Here is a 17,774-nt window from a genome sequence, read left to right on the forward strand (position 1 = left end):
CATGATCCCCAAGGCTCCGCCGACCGCGTCGCCGAAGCCCTGACCGCCGCCCTGGCCGCCGAAGCCGGGCATGGCGAAACCCTTTCAGCCGACCGGAGCGAATTCTGATGGCGTCCGACGACCTGGCTCTTGAGGAGTTCGCCGCCTCCACCGAACTGGCCACCCTGGACGAGGGCGGGGACAAGACCGCCGCCGACCTGGCCACCGTCTTTGACGTGCCGGTGAACATCTCGGCGGTGCTGGGCAAGTCGCACATGTCGGTGGCCCAACTGCTGAAGCTGAACAGGGGGTCGGTGCTGGAGCTGGACCGCAAGGTCGGCGAGGCGATCGACATCTTCGTCAACAACCGTCTGGTGGCGCGCGGGGAGGTCGTCGTCGTCGAGGACCGGCTGGGCGTCACCATGACGGAAATCGTGAAGGCTGAGGACGGCGGCGCCTAAGCGATTTCCTTGGAAATCGCGTCTCGCTGAAAAGCGGGCGACCCGTTCGAAACAGGGATTAGAGGAGAAGAACAATGCGTCTTCTGGTGGTTGGCAGACTGAGCGGGCAACTGGCCTCCGCGGTGAAGATGGCCATGGCGCACGGCGCCAAGGTCAATCACGTCGAACGCGCGGATCAGGCGACCGAGCAACTGCGTCGCGGGCAGGGGGCTGACCTCTTGATGGTCGACTACCAGCTCGATATCGCCGGTCTGATCGCGGCCAATGAGGCCGAGCGGATCACGGTGCCGGTGGTGGCCTTCGGCGTCGACGCCGATGCGCGCGAAGCCGCCGCCGCCATTCGCGCCGGGGCCAAGGAGTTCATTCCCCTGCCGCCCGATGCGGACCTGATCGCCGCCGTCCTGTCGGCGGTGGCGGACGACGAAAAGCCGATGATCTCGGCCGACCCGTCAATGAAGGCGGTGCTGCAACTGGCCGATCAGGTCGCGCGCTCGGAGGCCTCGATCCTGGTCACCGGCGAGAGCGGCGTCGGCAAGGAGGTGATGGCCCGTTACCTGCACGAGAACTCGCGCCGCAAGGAACGCCCTTTCATCAGCGTCAACTGCGCGGCCATTCCCGACAACCTGCTGGAATCCGAACTGTTCGGCCATGAGAAGGGCGCCTTCACCGGGGCCGTGGCGCGCCGGATCGGCAAGTTCGAAGAGGCGGACGGCGGCACCCTGCTGCTGGACGAAATCAGCGAGATGGACGCCCGGCTGCAGGCCAAGCTGCTGCGCGCCATTCAGGAGCGGGTCATCGACCGGGTCGGCGGCTCCAAGCCCGTGCCGGTCAATATCCGCATCATCGCCACGTCGAACCGCGACCTGTCCAAGGCTGTGGCGGAAGGCGTGTTCCGGGAGGACCTGCTGTACCGGCTGAACGTGGTGAACCTGCGCCTGCCGTCCTTGCGCGAGCGTCCGGGCGACATCGGCGTGCTGGCCGATCATTTCGTCAAGAAATACGCCGCCGCCAACGGCGTGCCGGTGCGTGCGATCTCCACCAATGCGCGTCAGGCCATCGCCGCGCACCGCTGGCCGGGCAATGTCCGTGAGCTGGAGAACGCCATGCACCGGGCGGTGCTGCTGGCGACGGGCGCGGAGATCGATGTGGACGCCATCCGGCTGCCGGATGGACAGCCGCTGAACCCGTCATCGTCCGGCATGACCGGCCATGCGGCGTCGGTCGGACATGAAAGCCCCTACGGCGGCGGGATCGCGGCGCGGGCGGCCCAGGCGGCGGATGCGGTGACCCGCAACTTTGTCGGTCAGACCGTGGCGGCGATGGAAAAGACGCTTATTCTGGACACCCTGAATCACTGCCTGGGCAATCGCACCCATGCGGCCAACATCCTGGGCATCTCCATTCGCACCCTGCGCAACAAGCTGAACGAATACGCTGACGAGGGCACGGCGATCCCGGCGCCCCAGAGCGGTGTTTCGGCCGCAGGCTACGTGGCCTGACATGGCGAAGGGCTTCGATCGCAGGTCGTTGATCGTCGGCGCTGGCGCGCTGACGTTGGCGGGCTGCTATCCGGAGCGCAATAAGCCCAAGACGGACGAGCAGACGCAGGACTTCTATCTGTCCGATCTGGAGGCGCGGCACGGCGGGCGGTTGGGCTTCGCGGCCCTGGACATCGGCAGCGGACGGCGGCTGCTGTGGCGGTCGCAGGAGCGGTTCGCCTATTGCTCGACCTTCAAGGCCTTCCTGGCGGTGGCGACCTTCGAGCGTATCCAGCGTGATGAGGAACAGCTGGACCGTGCGGTGCGGATCACCGCCGCCGATATGATCCCCCACGCTCCGGTGACCGAAAAGGCCGTCGGGCGCACCCTGACCATTCGCCAGCTGATGCAGGCGGCGGTCGAGGTCAGCGATAATCCGGCGGCCAACATCCTGATCCGGGAAATGGGCGGAATCGCCGTATGGCGTTCGTGGTGGCCGACGTTCGGCGACACCACCACCCTGATTTCGCGCCTGGAGCCGGACCTGAACACCGCCCTGCCCAATGATCCGCGCGACACCTGCCTGCCTGAGCAGACGCTGGCCAATATCGCCCTGATGACGTCCAGCACGCGGCTGACGCCCGAGCAGGACGCCCTGCTGAAGGGGTGGCTGACATCGTCGCCGACGGGGGCGAACCGGCTGAAGGCGGCGATCCCTGCAGGCTGGACCATCGCGCACAAGACCGGAACCGGCTCGAACGGCGCCACCAACGACATCGGTCTGCTGACGCCCCCGACCGGGGCGCCGATCATCATGGCGGCTTATTTCACCGAGGCGGTCGATGCGACGCTGGAGCAGCGCGAGGCCGTGATCGCCGACGCGGCCCGACGCGCCCTGAAGGTGCTGGGCCGTGACTGAAACCCCGGTGATGATGAAGGACGGCATGGCCCGTCCCACCGGGCGCGATGTACTGGGCTGGCTGAACCGCGGCGAAGTCCTGATGGCGGTCGGCGTGATCGGCGTGATCATGCTGCTGATCCTGCCGGTTCCGAAAATGCTTCTGGACCTGCTGTTGGCGATCTCGCTGGTGTCCAGCGTGCTGATCCTGATGACCGCCGTGATGATGAAGCGGCCGCTGGACTTCGCCATCTTCCCGACAGTGCTGCTGGTCTCGACCTTGTTCCGGCTGGGTCTGAACCTGGCCTCGACGCGCCTGATCCTGACGCACGGGCAGGAAGGCCACGACGCCGCTGGCCAGGTCATCAACGCCTTCGGCCAACTGATGATGGGCGGCAACTTCGTCATCGGGGTGATCATCTTCGCCATCATCCTGGTGGTGAACTTTGTCGTCATCACCAAGGGGTCGACCCGGATCGCGGAAGTGTCCGCCCGCTTCACCCTGGACTCCATGCCCGGCAAGCAGATGGCCATCGACGCCGATCTGTCGTCGGGTCTGATCACCGAAGAAGGCGCCAAGCTGCGCCGCAAGGAGCTGGAGCAGGAATCCACCTTCTTCGGCGCCATGGACGGCGCGTCCAAGTTCGTGCGCGGCGACGCCGTGGCGGGCCTGATCATCACCTTCATCAATGTCATCGGCGGGATGCTGATCGGCACGCTGCAGCACGGCATGCCCGCCGCTCAGGCCGCCAGCACCTATGTGCAGTTGACGGTAGGCGACGGTCTGGTGACCCAGGTTCCGGCCATCATCATCTCGATCGCCGCAGGCTTCCTGGTGTCCAAGGCGGGCGTCGAGGGCACGGCTGACAAGGCGCTGGTCACGCAACTGGCCACCAATCCGGTGTCGCTGGGCGTGGTGTCCGGGGCCGCGGGCCTGATCGGCCTGATCCCCGGAATGCCGCTGATCCCGTTTGCAGCCCTGGCGTTGGGCTCAGGCTATATGGCGTGGCGTCTGGGGCGTGAGCGCCTGAAGCCAAAACCGACCGAGGCCGAGATCGAGGCCGCCAAGCCGCAGCCCGAAGTCGATGAACCGATCTCCAATGTTCTGACCATCGACGAGGTCAAGATCGAGCTGGGCTATTCCCTGCTGAGCCTGATCAATGATCTGGAAGGGCGTCGTCTGACCGATCAGATCAAGGCCCTGCGTCGGTCGCTGGCGCAGGAGTACGGCTTTGTGATGCCGCAGGTGCGCATTCTGGACAATATGCGCCTGCCGACCCAGGGCTACTCTATCCGTATCAAGGAGATGGATGCGGGCGCCGGTGAAGTGCGTCTGGGCCACCTGATGGCCATGGACCCGGCTGGGCGTCAGGTCGAACTGCCGGGCGAGCACATGCGGGAGCCGACTTTCGGCCTGCCTGCGACCTGGATCGATGAAAGCCTGCGCGAAGAGGCGACCTTCCACGGTTATACGCTGGTCGATCCGTCCACGGTTCTGACCACGCACCTGACGGAGATACTGAAGGAGAATATGGCGGACCTGCTGTCCTACGGCGAAGTGCAGAAGTTGCTGAAGGAGCTGGGGCCGGAAGAGAAGAAGCTGGTCGAGGAGTTGGTGCCCAGCGTGGTCACGGTCACGACCCTGCAACGTGTGCTTCAGGTGCTGCTGCGCGAGAAGGTGTCGATCCGCGACCTGCCCGCCATTCTGGAAGGCCTGGCCGAAGCCGCGCCCCATTCCAGCAGCGTCACCACTCTGGTTGAACACGTCCGCGCCCGTCTGGCGCGTCAGCTATGCTGGCAGCATCAGGGCGGCGACGGCGCTCTGCCCATCGTGACCCTGTCGCCCGAATGGGAGGCCGCCTTCGCCGAGAGCCTGATCGGCGGCGGCGAGGACAAGCAGCTGGCGATGGCGCCGTCACGGCTGCAGGACTTCATCCGCTCGGTGCGTGACACCTTCGAGCGGGTGGCGATGATGGGCGAGAACCCGGTGCTGCTGACCGGACCGCAGACCCGCCCCTATGTCCGTTCGATCATCGAGCGCTTCCGCGGCCAGACCGTGGTGATGAGCCAGAACGAGATCCATCCCAAGGCCAGGCTGAGGACGCTGGGGCAGGTCTGATCGCTCTGGTTGTGGGCCGATGATTGGTCGGGCTCGCTTGTCGAAAATGCAAATCCGTGACGTGTGTGGGTCACATTCGTCAGTTGCTGTCAGCAAGCCTTAACCTGAATGGGTTTGACTGGGGACAGAGCCCCGTGTCGCACAACCCGTGTTTGACCTTCACCGCAGCAACGCTAATGCTTCGCCGATGACAACCAAACCAAGCTTGAGCTTGTCGCGCTTCAGCGATTTTCTGCGGACGCCGTCGCTGGTTCGGTCGATCACGGCCTTGCTGGTGCTGGCTTTTGCGTTGCTGCTGGTGGTCAATATCGGCACCTTTGTGATGATTCAGCGCACGGCCAAGGTGAACGCCGCCATCGAGCACGCCCAGTTGATGCGGCGGGCGTCGCGCACGGTGATGATCGCCATGCTGGACGCGGAAACGGCGCAACGCGGCTTTCTTCTGACGGGGCGCAGCGAGTTCCTGCAGCCGTTTGAAGAGGCCCGTCAGGACATGGAGCCGGCGCTGGTCTTCCTGGAGGAGGCGGCGGCCAAGGACCCTGAACTGAACGCCTATGTGACGCGCATGCACAGTCTGGCGGACAATAAGTTCGGTGAGATGGACGTGACCCTGGCCATGGCGCGTGAGGGGCGGATCGGCGAGGCCATCCAGTCGGTGCGCTCGGGCGAGGGCAAGCGCTTCATGGATGATATGCGCACCACTGTGGATCAGTTCGACGAGGCCAAATCCAACCGCATCGCCGAACGGACCCGCTCGTCCCAGCAGTCGGGCGTGGTGACGGTGATCATGGATGCGCTGGCCGCGATTCTGGTCGTGGTCCTGGCGATCCTGTCGGCCTGGATGGTTCGCCGATACGTCGCGGAAATCCAAGAGGCGCGCGAACAGGTCGATGCGCTGAACGTGGGGCTGGAGGCGACGGTGCAGGAGCGGACCGGCGACCTGATGCGCGCCAACGAAGAAATCCAGCGCTTCGCCTATATCGTCAGCCACGACCTGCGTGCGCCCTTGGTCAATGTGATGGGCTACACCTCGGAACTGGAGCAGGCAGGCAAGATCGTCGAGAAGGCCATCGCCGAGGCCGAGAAGGAGCGCGAGGTCGACAAGGAGGTCGTGCTGGCCGTCCGTGAGGACATGCCCGAGGCCATCGGCTTCATCCGCGCCTCAACCGAGAAGATGGACCGGCTGATCAACGCCATCCTGAAACTGTCACGCGAAGGGCGGCGCAACCTGCTGCCCGAGACGCTGGACATGACGGCGATGGCCCAGGCGATCGCCAACAGCGTGCACCACCAGACCGAAGCCTCTGGAGCCAAAATCACGGTCCAGAAAATGCCGACCATCGAAAGCGACCGCCTTTCGATGGAACAGATTGTCGGCAATTTGATTGATAACGCTGTTAAATATTTGGATTTGGAGCGCCCCGGCGAGATCGTGGTCTCTGGTGAAGAGGTGGCCGGCAATTTTATCGTCTATCGCATCGCTGATAATGGTCGCGGGATCGCACCGCGTGACCATGAACGGATATTCGAGCTGTTCAGGCGCTCAGGTAAACAAGACCGAACCGGCGAAGGACTGGGGCTGGCCTTTGTGCGTAATAGTGTTCGTCGGATCGGCGGCACGATCGATGTTGAGTCCGAGCTTGGCAAGGGCTCGACTTTCCTTCTGAAATTCCCCAAACGACTGAATCTGTCAGAACCTGGAGCCGCGCTGTGACGCATCCTGTCAAAATCGTCATGGTCGAAGACGACCACGGCCACGCCAAGCTGATCGAAAAGAATATTCGTCGCGCGAATATCAATAACGAAATCAAGCATTTCGATGAAGGCGGTGCGGCGCTTGAGTATCTCTTCAGTGAAGAGGTGTTGACTAATGGGCCATTGCTCATCCTTCTGGATTTGAACCTTCCAGACATGTCGGGAACCGACATTCTGGAGAAGGTGAAGGGCAATGATCGTCTGCGCCGCGCGCCCGTCGTTGTTCTGACCACCACGGACGATAAGGTCGAAATCCAGCGCTGCTACGATCTGGGTTGCAACGTCTACATCACCAAGCCGGTGGATTATGAGTCCTTTGGCGGCGCGATCCGCCAACTGGGCCTGTTCCTGTCGGTGATCCAGGCCCCGGAGATGGAGTGATCGAAAACTCTGGCGCCATCCGCCTGCTCTACATCGACGACGACCGGGGTCTGTCCCGGCTGGTCGAGAAGGAGCTGAGCCGTAAAGGATATGTGGTCACTTGCGCCTCCGACGGGGACGAAGGGCTGAGCCTGCTCAAGCAGTTCGAATACGACGTCTGCGCGCTGGACCACTATATGCCCACCCGCGACGGCATGGACGTGCTGCCGGAGATCATGGCGCTGAATGCGCCGCCGCCGGTCGTCTATGTGACGGGCGCGCAGGAAGGCCGTCTGGCGGTCGCAGCGCTGCGGGCCGGGGCTGCGGACTATGTGATCAAGGATGTGTCGGAAGACTTCACGTCCCTGCTGCGTTCGGCGCTGGAGGATGCGGTTGTGCGCCGCCGCCTTCAACGCGACAACGACCGGGCCCAGGAGGAAATCCGACTGGCGCGCGACCGGGCCGAGGCCATGCTGCGCGAGGTCAACCACCGCGTCGGCAACTCGCTGCAGTTGGTGTCCAGCTTCATGTCGCTGCAGATGCGCCACGTGTCCGATCAGGGCGCCAAGGATGCGCTGCGGGAATCCCAGGCGCGGATCGAGGCCGTCGCCCATGTGCACCGCCGTCTCTATACGTCTGGCGACATGTCGCGCGTGGCGATGGACGAATATCTGCACGGGTTGATGGATGAACTGTCCAAGTCCATCGGACCGGACGATGGTTCGCCGCGTCTGATCCTGGAGGCCTCGCCCCTGTCGGTCTCGACGGATCAGGCGGTGTCGCTGGGCGTGATCGTGACGGAACTGGTCACCAACGCCGTCAAATACGCCTATGCGCCGGGGCAGGGCGGGGAAATCCGCATCCGCATGTCGAGCAATGACGAGGGGCGGGCCATCCTGACGGTCGAGGACGACGGTCCGGGGCTGGGGCTGGGCAAGCCCAAGGGCACAGGTCTTGGCGGCAAGATCATTTCCGCCATGGCGTCTGGCCTGCGTTCAGGCGTCGAATATGATGGCGCCCACAAGGGCGTTCGCGCCCAGTTGGTGTTCGACCTCTAAGGTCCAGTCTGTTCATGTTGCAGTTCGGCGTTCGTAATCCTGTTCTTGAGTACCGTCATCGGGCCACGGCGTTCGGCATCGCCGAGCGTGACGGCCTGATCGCCTGTGTGCGGGTGGAGCGTCCTGACGGCGCCTATTTCGATCTGCCGGGCGGCGGCGTGGACGTGGAGGAAAGCGAGGTCCAGGCCCTGGTGCGCGAGTTCACTGAGGAAACCGGCCTGAGCATCACGCCCGAAAACCGCATCACTGAGGCGACCCAGTATTTCCGACGCTCGACCAATGAGCCGATCAAGAGCGTCGGCGGCTTCTGGACCGTGAAGGTGACGGGCGAGAACCCGGACGCCCGTTGCGAGGACGATCACACCCTGGTCTGGCTGGATCCAACGTTCGCCCTTTCGCGGCTGCGCCATGATTCGCACGCCTGGGCGCTGGCGGTGTGGCTGCGTCGCGCAAGCTGAGCCTTACGGAACGGCCTGAGGTCGACTCCGTTTTCTTGTGGAACGCGGCGTCATTCCGACGGCGCCTGAAGCAGGAGAATTCCGATGGCTGATCACGATCGTATCGAAGGCGCCGCAAAGAACATCGGCGGCAAGATCAAGGAAGCTGCAGGCAAGGTCACGGGCGACCACAAGCTGGAAGCCGAAGGCAAGGCCGATCAGGTCGCCGGCAAGATCCAGAATGCCGTCGGCGGCGCTAAAGACGCCCTTCGCGGCAAATAAGCGTCATTCCTGAATGACAGACACGCCGTCCGCGAAAGCGGGCGGCGTTTTCGCGTCTGGTCAGTCATTGCCCCAGAGTTTGATCGACGCGCCTTTTTCCTCTGTCCCGCCGACCGGGCGGCATTCGGAGGTGAAGCCGCCGCCGCTGCGGTCAGGCCGGCTGCGGCAGTCCATTTCCTGCGGTACGGACGAAATGATGGCCGAGCGGGGCGGGGGCGCGCACAGGACGGCATAGGCCGATCCGTCCGCCTCATTCCTGCGCATCTGGCAGTTATCGGCCATGCCGACAGGGCGCAGGGCGTCGGGCAGTTTGTCGCCCAGGGCCAGGGCCAGTTGGGTGCGCACCTCCGCCTGGCAGACATCCAGCGGCTTGTCGCCGCGTATGACCGGATTGCAGCGCGCGCGCTCGAAACCGAAGGGGTCTGCAACGCCCCAATCGGGCACATTGTGCTGGGGCGCGGGGGCAGGGGCCTGTGCGACGGCTTCAGGCGCAGGCATTTCCCAAACGATGGTCGGGGCGGGCTGCTGCATGGCGAACAGCATGGCGAAGGCGGCGGCGATCATCGGATAATCCCCTCTGGTGACAGCAAGCCCCCCGGCTTCAACTCACCTTGTCAGAGCCCGCATGGCCTTGTCGAGGCCTTCCAGCGTCAGCGGATACATGCGGTGATCCATCACCTCGTTCAGCAGCCCGACCGAGGCGGTGTAGCTCCAGTAGCGTTCGGCGACGGGGTTCAGCCAGACCGACTTCTCCCACTGTTGGCGGGCGCGCTTCATCCAGACAGCCCCGGCCTCTTCGTTCCAGTGCTCGACCGAGCCGCCGGGCATGGTGACCTCATAGGGGGACATGGTCGCGTCGCCGACGAAGATGGCGCGCCAGTCGCCGGGGTATTTGTTCAGCACGTCCCAGGTGGGGATGCGCTCGGTGTGACGGCGGCGATTGTCCTTCCAGACGCCTTCGTAGAGGCAGTTGTGGAAGTAGAAGAACTCCAGGTTCTTGAACTCGGTCTTGGCCGCCGAGAACAACTCCTCGACCATCTTGATATGGCCGTCCATCGAGCCGCCGATGTCCAGGAACAGTAGAACCTTGATCGTATTGCGCCGCTCGGGCCGCATCTGGATGTCCAGCCAGCCCTGACGCGCGGTGCCGTCGATGGTGCCGTCGATGTCCAGTTCGTCCGCCGCGCCTTGCCGCGCGAAACGGCGCAGACGGCGCAGGGCGACCTTGATGTTGCGGGTGCCCAGTTCGACGGTGTCGTCCAGGTTCTTGAACTCGCGTTTTTCCCAGACCTTGACCGCACGGCCATGCCGACCCGGCCCGCCGATCCGCACGCCCTCGGGGTTATAGCCGCCGTGGCCGAAGGGGCTGGTTCCGCCTGTGCCGATCCACTTGGAGCCGCCTTCGTGGCGTTTGTGCTGTTCTTCGAGCCGCTCTTTCAGCGTCTCCATCAGCTTTTCGAAACCGCCCATGGCCTCGATCTGGGCCTTCTCCTCGTCGGTCAGGTATTTTTCGTTCAGCAGCCGCAGCCAGTCTTCGGGAATGTCGGTGGTCAGGTCTTCGCCCGCGCCGACCGTCTCGATGCCCTTGAACACCGTGCCGAACACCTGATCGAAGCGGTCGTAGTGTTTCTCGTCCTTGACCAGAACGGCGCGCGACAGGTGGTAAAAGGCCTCGACCTCGCGCCCGGCGACATCGCGGTCCATGGCCTCCATCAGATGGAGCCATTCCTTCATCGACACCGGAACCTTGGCGTCACGCAGGGCGGAGAAGAAGGGCAGGAGCATGGGCTCTTAATGCCGCAAAGTGCAGGCTTTAGGGAGTGGTTTTCTCCGCTGGCAGGCTGCGCGAGAACATGATCGCGCCCAACAGGTTTGTCGGCGTATCCCCTTGCGAGGGACCAGTCACACGCCCCTTGAAGCTCCATTCGCCCTGGTGCGTCACCAGAACCAGGGTGAGCATGGGACGGTCGCCAACCTCGATGTCATAGGCAGCGATCCTTTGAGGCGGCGCTTTGTTGATGGTGGCCGTCATCAGCCCCTCGGTACGGGGTTTTGCTCCCGGCCATCGCTGCACGATCGCGCGCATGGCGTCCTGAATTACAGCCTCTTCGCTGAACTGACGCGCGTAGCGTGTGGCGTAGTTGCTGAAGTCGACTTCCAGCAGGCGGGTATTGCAACCCACATCGTCGCCTTCTCTTATCGAGCCCTGAGCGGGATAGATGGTGATCTTGTCATACTCGGGGTTCGAGAAGGCGCACGTCATGCCGCTGGCATTGTGGCGGACCATTGGGCTTGCGTCGGTGGTGATGTTCTCGAAGTGACGCGCCGCGTTGGCCGTCGCAATCAACTGGTCGGCGTAGGACCGGGCCGCGGCGATTTCTTCAATCGTGGGCGGTTTCTCGGCGGGTGTCACGTCCTGAGAATGGGCCGCTGCAGAACAGGCGGCCAGCGTGAGAGCGATTGCAGCGACGCGGTGGAACACCCTGAACTCCTCCTGTTTTTGAAAGAAGAGCACGCGGTTCGGCGAACGTCTATCTGCGCCGCAAGATGACCTCGTCATCGAACCAGTCGCCGACGGGGTAGCGGTATTCTCCGGCCTTCTCGAAGCCATAGGCGCCGTACAGTTTCTGGGCCTTCAGGTTGCCGCTCCAGACGCCGATCCACAGCGGCCCGTCGGTATTGGCCTGCATCCATTCCAGCGCCAGCGTCAGCAGTTTGGTGCCGAGGCCCAGACCCTGCGCGGTCTTGGCGACATAGAGACGGCGCAACTCCATGTGGGTCGGCTGCGCGTCGGGATGGGGCAGGCCGTTGGGGCCGGTGTTGGCGAAGGCCAGCAGTTCGCCGTCTCGGTCGGCCACCCACCAGGCGCAGCCCGGTTCGACCAGTTTCTTCTGCATCGGCGCCAGATCGAAGTTGGCGTCCAGAAACGCCTCCAGATCCGCCTTGGGGTAGGGGATGCCGAACCCGGTGACGAAGGTGTCGATGAAGGTCTGGCGACCCAGCGCCCCCAGGGCGGCGGCGTCTTCGAGGCGGGCGGGGCGGATCACAGGCTCGGTCATGACCCGCCCATAGCGTCAGATGCCGTCCAAGGCGACCTTGCCGATGGTTGCGCCGCTTTCCATCAGTCTGTGCCCCTCCTGCAGCGACTGCGGTGTCAGCGGACCGAGGTTTTTGGTCAGGGTGGTGCGGATGGCGCCCGCATCGACGAGGCGCGACACCTCCGTCAGCAGATTGTGTTGCGCGACCATGTCTGGCGTCTGGTGGACCGGGCGGACGAACATGACCTCCCAGACGAAGCCTGCCGCCTTGTACTGAAGTTCAGAGACGGCAACGCCGGTCGCGTCGTCGATAGCGCCGATGACGCCCTGGACGGCGATCGCGCGGGCGAGGGCTGAGAAATGCCTGGGCGTCTGGGTCAAGGAGGCGATGTATTTGGGCGCGCGTTCGCCAGCAGCGGTCAGGGCTTCGTCGATGGGGCCGGAATGGTCGATGACGGCGTGGGCGCCCAGATCGAGGCTCCATTGTCGGGTTTCGGGGCGCGAGGCGGTGGCGACGACGCGCAGCTTTGTCGTGGCGCGGGCGATCTGGATCAGGGCTGAACCGACGCCGCCTGCACCGCCGACGACCAGCAGGGTTTCATCCTCGTCGCGTCCGGCCTTCATACGGTCGAACAGCAACTCCCACGCCGTGATCGCCGTCAGGGGCAGGGCGGCGGCCTCTGCAAAGGTCAGGGATTTGGGTTTGAGGCCGACGATCTTTTCATCCACCGCCTGACGTTCGGCGTTGGAGCCGGGGCGGTCGATCTGACCGGCGTAGAAGACCTCGTCGCCGACCTTGAACAGACTGACCTCGGAACCGACGCCGATGACGATGCCCGCAGCGTCGAAACCCAGAATGACGGGCTGATCGCCATCGACAGGACGGCTGCGTACCTTGGCGTCTGCGGGGTTCAGGCCGACGGCTTTGACCTGAACCAACAGGTCGCGGGGACGCAGGGTCGGCTCGGGGGCGTCAAAGGCGATCAGGGCGGAGGAATCTGTGATGGGGCGTGGCCCTGCCGTGCCGATGGCTTTCATGACGATCTCCTGTGGCTGTCTCGTCGCGACACAGATCGGCCTATGGTATCATCACCGCAAGAACGCTCATTTTTGGTATGTAGTACCCAAATGTATACTGTGAACGCCCAGACCAAAGGCATTCCCCTGCGCAGCGTGACTCAGGAAGAGTGCGTCGTGGATGCGGCGCTGGACCTGATCGGCGGCAAGTGGAAGGGAATCATCATCTTTCACCTGCTGGACGGAACGCTGCGGTTCAATGCGCTGAAACGGTTCACGCCGGGCATCACCCAGCGGATGCTGACCAAACAGTTGCGGGAGCTGGAGGCGGCGGGGCTGGTGCTGCGCACCGTCTATGCCGAGGTGCCGCCCAAGGTGGAGTACCGTCTGACCCACGCCGGGATGCAGTTGGCGCCCGTCATCGCCGCCCTGAAAACCTGGGGCGAGGCGCATCTGAGGCTCGAAGGGGCGACGGCCTACGACGGCAAGGGCTGAACTGTTCACACGGCTGTGCAATGCCAGTGTTAAGGCGAGGTTGTGTCGGGGCGCGAGGGCGGTTACCACCTTAGCGGATAAGGTCGCATTGCGGCCGCGTATATTGCCACGCTGGGGGAGGACTGAGGACGCATAAAGCCTTGAGAATAAAGGTTCGTCCGCTCGTCATGTCTGTTCCCGCCCTGTCCCTCGATTCGACCGAACCGTCCGTGTCGCACCAGAAGTCGACCGCGTCGTCCGGTGCGCTGGCCGCCGTGCGGCCCGGCGCCATCATCCTGACCCGCCACGGCGAACCGGCCCTGTCGCGCAAATGCATGATCACGGCGCGTGAGTACGGCGACTGGTGGGCTCGATACGAGATCGGCGGCCTGCTGGCCGGTCAGACCCCGCCCGACGCCCTGATGGCGACCGCGCAGGGTGCAGGGGTCATCTACGCCTCGACCCGTCTGCGCGCGCAGGAAACCGCCGCCGCCGCCGCCGCCGGGCGCGAAGTGGTGACGGACGTCATGTTCATCGAGGCGCCGCTGCCGCCGCCGCCGTTCCCGAACTGGTTCAAGCTGTCGCCACGCTGGTGGGGGGTGGTGTCGCGCTTCTGGTGGCACGCCTTCAACAACCACGGTGGTCAGGAAACCCGCGTCGAGGCCGAGGCCCGGGCCGAACAGGCGGCGCAGAAGCTGATCGCACGCGCTGAAAACGGCGAGGACGTGCTGGTTTTCGCCCACGGCTATTTCAACCACATGGTCGGCGCACGGTTGAAGGTCAGCGGCTGGAAACTGGTTCAGAACCAGGGCTTCAAATACTGGTCGCAGCGCCGATACGAGAAGCGATAACGCATCGGAGATTGATGCGACCGGCGACCCCCTTTAGGGTCCGCCGCCATGACCGACACCGCCGCCGCCATCCCCGCCGATCTCAGCTTCGAAGACGCCCTGCAGCGTCTGGAAACCATCGTCTCGCGCCTGGAATCGGGCCAGGCGCCGCTGGAAGAATCGATTGCCCTCTATGAGGAAGGCGCAAAGCTGAAGGCGCACTGCGAGGCGCGTCTGAAGGCGGCGCAACTGCGTGTCGAAAAGATCGTGGTCGGCCCGGATGGTCAGGCCAAGGGCGTCGAGCCGGCGTCGTTCGAATGAGCGGCATCGCCGACATCATCGGCTTTGACGACTTCCTGAAGGTCGACATCCGCGTGGGCCAGATCGTCAAGGCCGAGCCCTTCCCTGAGGCGCGCAAGCCGGCGTTCAAGCTGCAGATCGATTTCGGGCCTGAGATCGGGATCAAGAAGTCCTCGGCTCAGATCACCCGTCACTACACCATCGAACAGTTGGAAGGCCGCAAGGTCGCCGCCGTGGTCAATTTCCCGCCGCGTCAGATCGGGCCGGTGAAGTCCGAAGTCCTGACCCTGGGCTTTCCCGATGCAGACGGCGAGGTCGTTCTGGTCGGGGTGGATCGTGAACTTCCTTTGGGCGGGCGACTGTTTTGACCCACGTAATCGCTGCAAACTCGCCTGAGCAGGCAGTCATCGACCGGGTCGCAGAGGTCGCCGATCTGGTGACGGTGGCGCTGGACGAACTGCTGCCGCGCGCGGAAGGCCCGGAATCGCGCCTGACCGAGGCCATGCGCTATGCCGCGCTGGGGCCGGGCAAGCGGCTGCGCCCGTTCTTTGCGCTGGAGGCCGCACGGCTGTTCGATATCGACGAACGTTCGGTGCTGCGCGCCGCCTGCGCCCTGGAATGCGTCCACGCCTATAGTCTGGTCCACGACGACCTGCCGTGCATGGACGATGACGATATCCGTCGGGGGCGCCCGACCGTACACCGCGCCTATGATGAGGCCACGGCGGTGCTGGCGGGGGATGCGCTGCAGACAGCGGCGTTTGACATCATCCTGCATGAGGACACGCATGAGGACGCGGCTGTCCGTTGCGAACTGGCGGCGCGACTGTCGCTGGCGTCGGGTGCGCGCGGCATGGCGGGCGGTCAGATGATCGACCTGTTGGGCGTGCGTGACGATCTGGGCGGTGTGGCGCGGATGCAGCGCCTGAAGACGGGCGCCCTGTTCGCCTATGCCTTCGAGATTCCGCTGATCATCGCCGACGCTTCGGCCCAGCATCAGCACGCACTGATCAGCTTCTCGCACGACGTGGGTCTGGCCTATCAGATCGTCGACGATCTGCTGGACGTCGAGGGCACGCCCGAGGAAATGGGCAAGGCGGCGGGCGGCAAGGACGCGGCCCTGGGCAAGACCAACTTCGTCACCCTGCTGGGCGTCGAGGCGGCGCGACAACGGGTCGCACATCTGGCCGATCAGGCGCGGTCGCATCTCGAACCGTTCGGCCAGGAGGCCGAAACCCTTAAGGCGAGCGTGGACTTTGTATTAAAGCGTCGGTCCTGATAGGAAACCTGACCCGTGGATGCGGGTTACGACAAGAAGACCTTCAAGGTTCCGCTGATGCCTGACACCCCCCTGCTCGACACCGTCAAAATTCCCGCTGACATGCGGAGCTTCGATATCGCCCAGCTGAAGCAGCTGGCGAATGAGGTTCGGATCGAGACGATCGACGCTGTGTCGGTCACGGGTGGGCATCTGGGCGCGGGTCTGGGCGTGGTCGAGCTGACCACGGCGCTGCACCATGTGTTCGAGACGCCCAAGGACATCCTGATCTGGGACGTTGGGCACCAGTGCTATCCGCACAAGATCCTGACCGGACGTCGCGACCGCATCCGCACCCTGCGTCAGGGCGGCGGCCTGTCCGGCTTCACCAAGCGCAGCGAGAGCGAATACGATCCGTTCGGCGCGGCCCACGCCTCGACCTCGATCAGTGCCGCCCTGGGCTTCGCCGCCGCGCGCGACCAGAAGGGCGAGAAGAACCGGGTTGTGGCCGTGATCGGCGACGGCTCCATGTCGGCCGGCATGGCCTATGAGGCGATGAACAACGCCGCCGAGGCGACCAGCGGGCAACTGATGGTCATTCTGAACGACAACGACATGTCGATTGCGCCCCCGGTCGGCGGAATGAGCGCCTATCTGGCCGGTCTGGTGTCGGGCGGCGCCTATCAGAACGTGAGGCGGCTGGGTAAATCAGTGGCGCAGCACCTGCCGCGCCCCTTCCGCAAGGCGGCCAAGAAGGCCGAGGAATATGCGCGCGGCATGGTGACCGGCGGCACCTTCTTCGAGGAACTGGGCTTCTATTATGTCGGGCCGATCGACGGGCACGACATGGATAATCTGGTGCCAATCCTGAAGAAGGCGGCGGCCATCGAGGACCGGCCCGTGCTGGTTCATGTCGTGACGCAGAAGGGCAAGGGCTATGCGCCCGCCGAGTCCAGCGCCGACAAGCTGCATGCCGTGGTCAAGTTCGACGTGGTGTCGGGCAAACAGGCCAAGCCGATCTCGAACACGCCCAGCTACACCAAGGTGTTCGGCACCGAGCTGATCAAACACGCCCAGATCGACCCGTCGGTGGTGGCGATCACGGCGGCCATGCCCAGCGGCACGGGTCTGGACCTGTTCGGTCAGGCCTTCCCCGAGCGGACCTATGATGTCGGCATCGCCGAACAACACGCGGTGACCTTTGCGGCTGGTCTGGCGGCGGATGGGATGAAGCCGGTCTGCGCCATCTATTCCACCTTCCTGCAGCGCGGTTACGACCAGGTGGTCCACGACGTGGCCATCCAGTCCCTGCCTGTGCGCTTCGCCATGGACCGGGCCGGTCTCGTCGGGGCCGACGGCTCGACCCATGCGGGATCGTTCGACATCGGCTTCATGGGCGCGCTGCCCGGCATGGTGCTGATGGCGGCGGCGGACGAGGCCGAACTGGCGGCGATGATATCGACGTCTCTGGCCATCGACGACCGCCCCAGCGCCTTCCGCTATCCGCGCGGTGATGGCGTGGGCGTGGAGATCCCGGAACTGGCCGCGCCGCTGGAGATCGGCAAGGGCCGGATCGTGCGCGAAGGCACCTCGGTGGCCATCCTGTCGCTGGGCACACGCCTGCAGGAATCGTTGAAGGCGGCGGACCTGCTGGCGGCCAAGGGCGTGTCGGCGACGGTGGCGGACGCCCGTTTCGCCAAGCCGCTGGACGCCGACCTGATCCTGCGTCTGGCCCGCGAGCATGAGTGCCTGATTACGGTGGAAGAGGGCGCCATGGGCGGCTTCGGCGCCTTTGTGCTGCAACTGCTGGCCGAGAAGGGCGCGCTGGATCGCGGCCTGAAGGTGCGCACCCTGAACCTGCCGGACATTTTCCAGGATCAGGATTCGCCGGTCGCTATGTACGCCCAGGCCGGTCTGAACGCCGAACATATCGCAGCGGCGTCCCTGACGGCCCTGGGTGTCGATGCGACACGGGCGGCGCGGGCCTGACGTCTAGCGGCGGATGTCAAATCCGCCGCCGCCCATTGCGG

General features: G+C 64.4%; 21 protein-coding genes. 15 read left to right on the forward strand and 6 right to left on the reverse strand.

The annotated features are described in order from the left end of the window. The first annotated feature begins 107 nt into the window (after positions 1-107). The 4 genes from fliN to flhA all read left to right on the forward strand — a co-directional run bounded on the left by fliN (position 108) and on the right by flhA (position 4,935). Positions 108-440 (forward strand): flagellar motor switch protein FliN, encoded by a 333-nt coding sequence (gene fliN, locus QZ281_RS16755; protein ID WP_292230339.1) that lies wholly within the window; start codon positions 108-110, stop codon positions 438-440. Positions 441-514: 74 nt separating this feature from the next. After that, positions 515-1,939, forward strand: coding sequence for a sigma-54 dependent transcriptional regulator (locus QZ281_RS16760; protein WP_292230341.1), 1,425 nt, complete (start codon positions 515-517; stop codon positions 1,937-1,939). 1 nt (position 1,940) lies between these two features. Further along, the gene (gene bla / locus QZ281_RS16765) at positions 1,941-2,837 is read left to right on the forward strand and encodes a class A beta-lactamase (protein ID WP_292230343.1); all 897 of its coding nucleotides are present in this window, start codon (positions 1,941-1,943) and stop codon (positions 2,835-2,837) included. 10 nt (positions 2,838-2,847) lie between these two features. Further along, a complete protein-coding gene (gene flhA, locus QZ281_RS16770; RefSeq protein WP_292230375.1) occupies positions 2,848-4,935 on the forward strand; it encodes a flagellar biosynthesis protein FlhA in 2,088 nt (695 codons plus the stop codon). Positions 4,936-5,094: 159 nt separating this feature from the next. On the opposite strand, the gene QZ281_RS16775 is transcribed toward flhA, so the two are convergent. Beyond that, positions 5,095-5,241, reverse strand: coding sequence for a hypothetical protein (locus QZ281_RS16775; protein ID WP_292230345.1), 147 nt, complete (start codon positions 5,239-5,241; stop codon positions 5,095-5,097). A 16-nt stretch (positions 5,242-5,257) separates the two neighbouring features. On the opposite strand from QZ281_RS16775, the gene QZ281_RS16780 reads away from it, so the two are divergent. The 5 genes from QZ281_RS16780 (at position 5,258) to QZ281_RS16800 (ending at position 8,827) form a co-directional block, all read left to right on the forward strand. Further along, positions 5,258-6,649, forward strand: coding sequence for a CHASE3 domain-containing protein (locus QZ281_RS16780; RefSeq protein WP_292230347.1), 1,392 nt, complete (start codon positions 5,258-5,260; stop codon positions 6,647-6,649). Next, positions 6,646-7,071, forward strand: coding sequence for a response regulator (locus tag QZ281_RS16785; protein ID WP_292230349.1), 426 nt, complete (start codon positions 6,646-6,648; stop codon positions 7,069-7,071). The genes QZ281_RS16780 and QZ281_RS16785 overlap by 4 nt, the downstream gene beginning before the upstream one ends. Further along, the gene (locus QZ281_RS16790; RefSeq protein WP_292230351.1) at positions 7,068-8,108 is read left to right on the forward strand and encodes a histidine kinase dimerization/phosphoacceptor domain -containing protein; all 1,041 of its coding nucleotides are present in this window, start codon (positions 7,068-7,070) and stop codon (positions 8,106-8,108) included. Before QZ281_RS16785 ends, QZ281_RS16790 begins: the two co-directional genes overlap by 4 nt. A 14-nt stretch (positions 8,109-8,122) precedes the next feature. After that, positions 8,123-8,566 carry an NUDIX domain-containing protein gene (locus QZ281_RS16795; RefSeq protein ID WP_292230353.1) on the forward strand — a complete coding sequence of 148 codons (444 nt, stop codon included), beginning with the start codon at positions 8,123-8,125 and terminating at the stop codon, positions 8,564-8,566. A gap of 84 nt (positions 8,567-8,650) precedes the next feature. After that, a complete protein-coding gene (locus tag QZ281_RS16800) occupies positions 8,651-8,827 on the forward strand; it encodes a CsbD family protein (RefSeq protein ID WP_292230355.1) in 177 nt (58 codons plus the stop codon). A 60-nt stretch (positions 8,828-8,887) separates the two neighbouring features. Here QZ281_RS16800 and QZ281_RS16805 read toward each other — a convergent pair whose 3' ends face one another. Genes QZ281_RS16805 through QZ281_RS16825 form a run of 5 tightly spaced genes read right to left on the reverse strand, consistent with a single transcriptional unit; the run spans position 8,888 to position 12,903 of the window. After that, complete coding sequence (locus QZ281_RS16805; RefSeq protein ID WP_292230357.1) at positions 8,888-9,391, reverse strand: hypothetical protein; 504 nt, start codon at positions 9,389-9,391, stop codon at positions 8,888-8,890. Positions 9,392-9,433: 42 nt separating this feature from the next. Beyond that, positions 9,434-10,612 carry a VWA domain-containing protein gene (locus tag QZ281_RS16810; RefSeq protein ID WP_292230358.1) on the reverse strand — a complete coding sequence of 393 codons (1,179 nt, stop codon included), beginning with the start codon at positions 10,610-10,612 and terminating at the stop codon, positions 9,434-9,436. A gap of 28 nt (positions 10,613-10,640) precedes the next feature. After that, on the reverse strand, positions 10,641-11,309 hold the full coding sequence (locus QZ281_RS16815) for a hypothetical protein (RefSeq protein WP_292230360.1): 669 nt from the start codon (positions 11,307-11,309) through the stop codon (positions 10,641-10,643). Positions 11,310-11,358: 49 nt separating this feature from the next. Beyond that, positions 11,359-11,886 (reverse strand): GNAT family N-acetyltransferase, encoded by a 528-nt coding sequence (locus tag QZ281_RS16820; protein WP_292230361.1) that lies wholly within the window; start codon positions 11,884-11,886, stop codon positions 11,359-11,361. Positions 11,887-11,901: 15 nt separating this feature from the next. Next, a complete protein-coding gene (locus QZ281_RS16825; protein WP_292230363.1) occupies positions 11,902-12,903 on the reverse strand; it encodes a zinc-binding alcohol dehydrogenase family protein in 1,002 nt (333 codons plus the stop codon). A 90-nt stretch (positions 12,904-12,993) separates the two neighbouring features. On the opposite strand from QZ281_RS16825, the gene QZ281_RS16830 reads away from it, so the two are divergent. From QZ281_RS16830 to dxs, 6 genes are all read left to right on the forward strand, one after another. Then, positions 12,994-13,377, forward strand: a complete 384-nt coding sequence (locus QZ281_RS16830; protein ID WP_292230364.1) for a helix-turn-helix domain-containing protein — start codon at positions 12,994-12,996, stop codon at positions 13,375-13,377. Positions 13,378-13,544: 167 nt separating this feature from the next. Beyond that, positions 13,545-14,207, forward strand: a complete 663-nt coding sequence (locus QZ281_RS16835) for a histidine phosphatase family protein (RefSeq protein WP_292230366.1) — start codon at positions 13,545-13,547, stop codon at positions 14,205-14,207. 48 nt (positions 14,208-14,255) lie between these two features. Further along, entirely contained in the window at positions 14,256-14,507 is a 252-nt protein-coding gene (locus QZ281_RS16840; protein ID WP_292230368.1) for an exodeoxyribonuclease VII small subunit, read from the forward strand. Continuing rightward, positions 14,504-14,854 carry a tRNA-binding protein gene (locus QZ281_RS16845; protein WP_292230371.1) on the forward strand — a complete coding sequence of 117 codons (351 nt, stop codon included), beginning with the start codon at positions 14,504-14,506 and terminating at the stop codon, positions 14,852-14,854. The genes QZ281_RS16840 and QZ281_RS16845 overlap by 4 nt, the downstream gene beginning before the upstream one ends. A gap of 38 nt (positions 14,855-14,892) precedes the next feature. Next, positions 14,893-15,765: a polyprenyl synthetase family protein gene (locus tag QZ281_RS16850; RefSeq protein ID WP_292230377.1), complete on the forward strand. Its 873-nt coding sequence runs from the start codon at positions 14,893-14,895 to the stop codon at positions 15,763-15,765. Positions 15,766-15,819: 54 nt separating this feature from the next. Next, positions 15,820-17,733 carry a 1-deoxy-D-xylulose-5-phosphate synthase gene (dxs, locus tag QZ281_RS16855; RefSeq protein ID WP_292230379.1) on the forward strand — a complete coding sequence of 638 codons (1,914 nt, stop codon included), beginning with the start codon at positions 15,820-15,822 and terminating at the stop codon, positions 17,731-17,733. Positions 17,734-17,774 lie beyond the last annotated feature (41 nt).

The sequence above is a fragment of the Brevundimonas sp. genome (assembly GCF_018608325.1).
Classification (GTDB): Bacteria; Pseudomonadota; Alphaproteobacteria; order Caulobacterales; family Caulobacteraceae; genus Brevundimonas.

Excerpts from the sequence above, each read along its gene's own strand:
- QZ281_RS16820 (WP_292230361.1), bottom strand. The coding sequence starts at position 11,886 with ATGACCGAGCCTGTGATCCGCCCCGCCCGCCTCGAAGACGCCGCCGCC.
- QZ281_RS16825 (WP_292230363.1), bottom strand. The coding sequence starts at position 12,903 with ATGAAAGCCATCGGCACGGCAGGGCCACGCCCCATCACAGATTCCTCC.
- QZ281_RS16780 (WP_292230347.1), top strand. The coding sequence starts at position 5,258 with ATGATTCAGCGCACGGCCAAGGTGAACGCCGCCATCGAGCACGCCCAG.
- QZ281_RS16835 (WP_292230366.1), top strand. The coding sequence starts at position 13,545 with ATGTCTGTTCCCGCCCTGTCCCTCGATTCGACCGAACCGTCCGTGTCG.
- QZ281_RS16845 (WP_292230371.1), top strand. The coding sequence starts at position 14,504 with ATGAGCGGCATCGCCGACATCATCGGCTTTGACGACTTCCTGAAGGTC.
- QZ281_RS16840 (WP_292230368.1), top strand. The coding sequence starts at position 14,256 with ATGACCGACACCGCCGCCGCCATCCCCGCCGATCTCAGCTTCGAAGAC.
- QZ281_RS16795 (WP_292230353.1), top strand. The coding sequence starts at position 8,123 with ATGTTGCAGTTCGGCGTTCGTAATCCTGTTCTTGAGTACCGTCATCGG.
- QZ281_RS16800 (WP_292230355.1), top strand. The coding sequence starts at position 8,651 with ATGGCTGATCACGATCGTATCGAAGGCGCCGCAAAGAACATCGGCGGC.
- QZ281_RS16805 (WP_292230357.1), bottom strand. The coding sequence starts at position 9,391 with ATGATCGCCGCCGCCTTCGCCATGCTGTTCGCCATGCAGCAGCCCGCC.
- QZ281_RS16810 (WP_292230358.1), bottom strand. The coding sequence starts at position 10,612 with ATGCTCCTGCCCTTCTTCTCCGCCCTGCGTGACGCCAAGGTTCCGGTG.
- QZ281_RS16830 (WP_292230364.1), top strand. The coding sequence starts at position 12,994 with ATGTATACTGTGAACGCCCAGACCAAAGGCATTCCCCTGCGCAGCGTG.
- flhA (WP_292230375.1), top strand. The coding sequence starts at position 2,848 with ATGATGAAGGACGGCATGGCCCGTCCCACCGGGCGCGATGTACTGGGC.
- bla (WP_292230343.1), top strand. The coding sequence starts at position 1,941 with ATGGCGAAGGGCTTCGATCGCAGGTCGTTGATCGTCGGCGCTGGCGCG.
- QZ281_RS16760 (WP_292230341.1), top strand. The coding sequence starts at position 515 with ATGCGTCTTCTGGTGGTTGGCAGACTGAGCGGGCAACTGGCCTCCGCG.
- fliN (WP_292230339.1), top strand. The coding sequence starts at position 108 with ATGGCGTCCGACGACCTGGCTCTTGAGGAGTTCGCCGCCTCCACCGAA.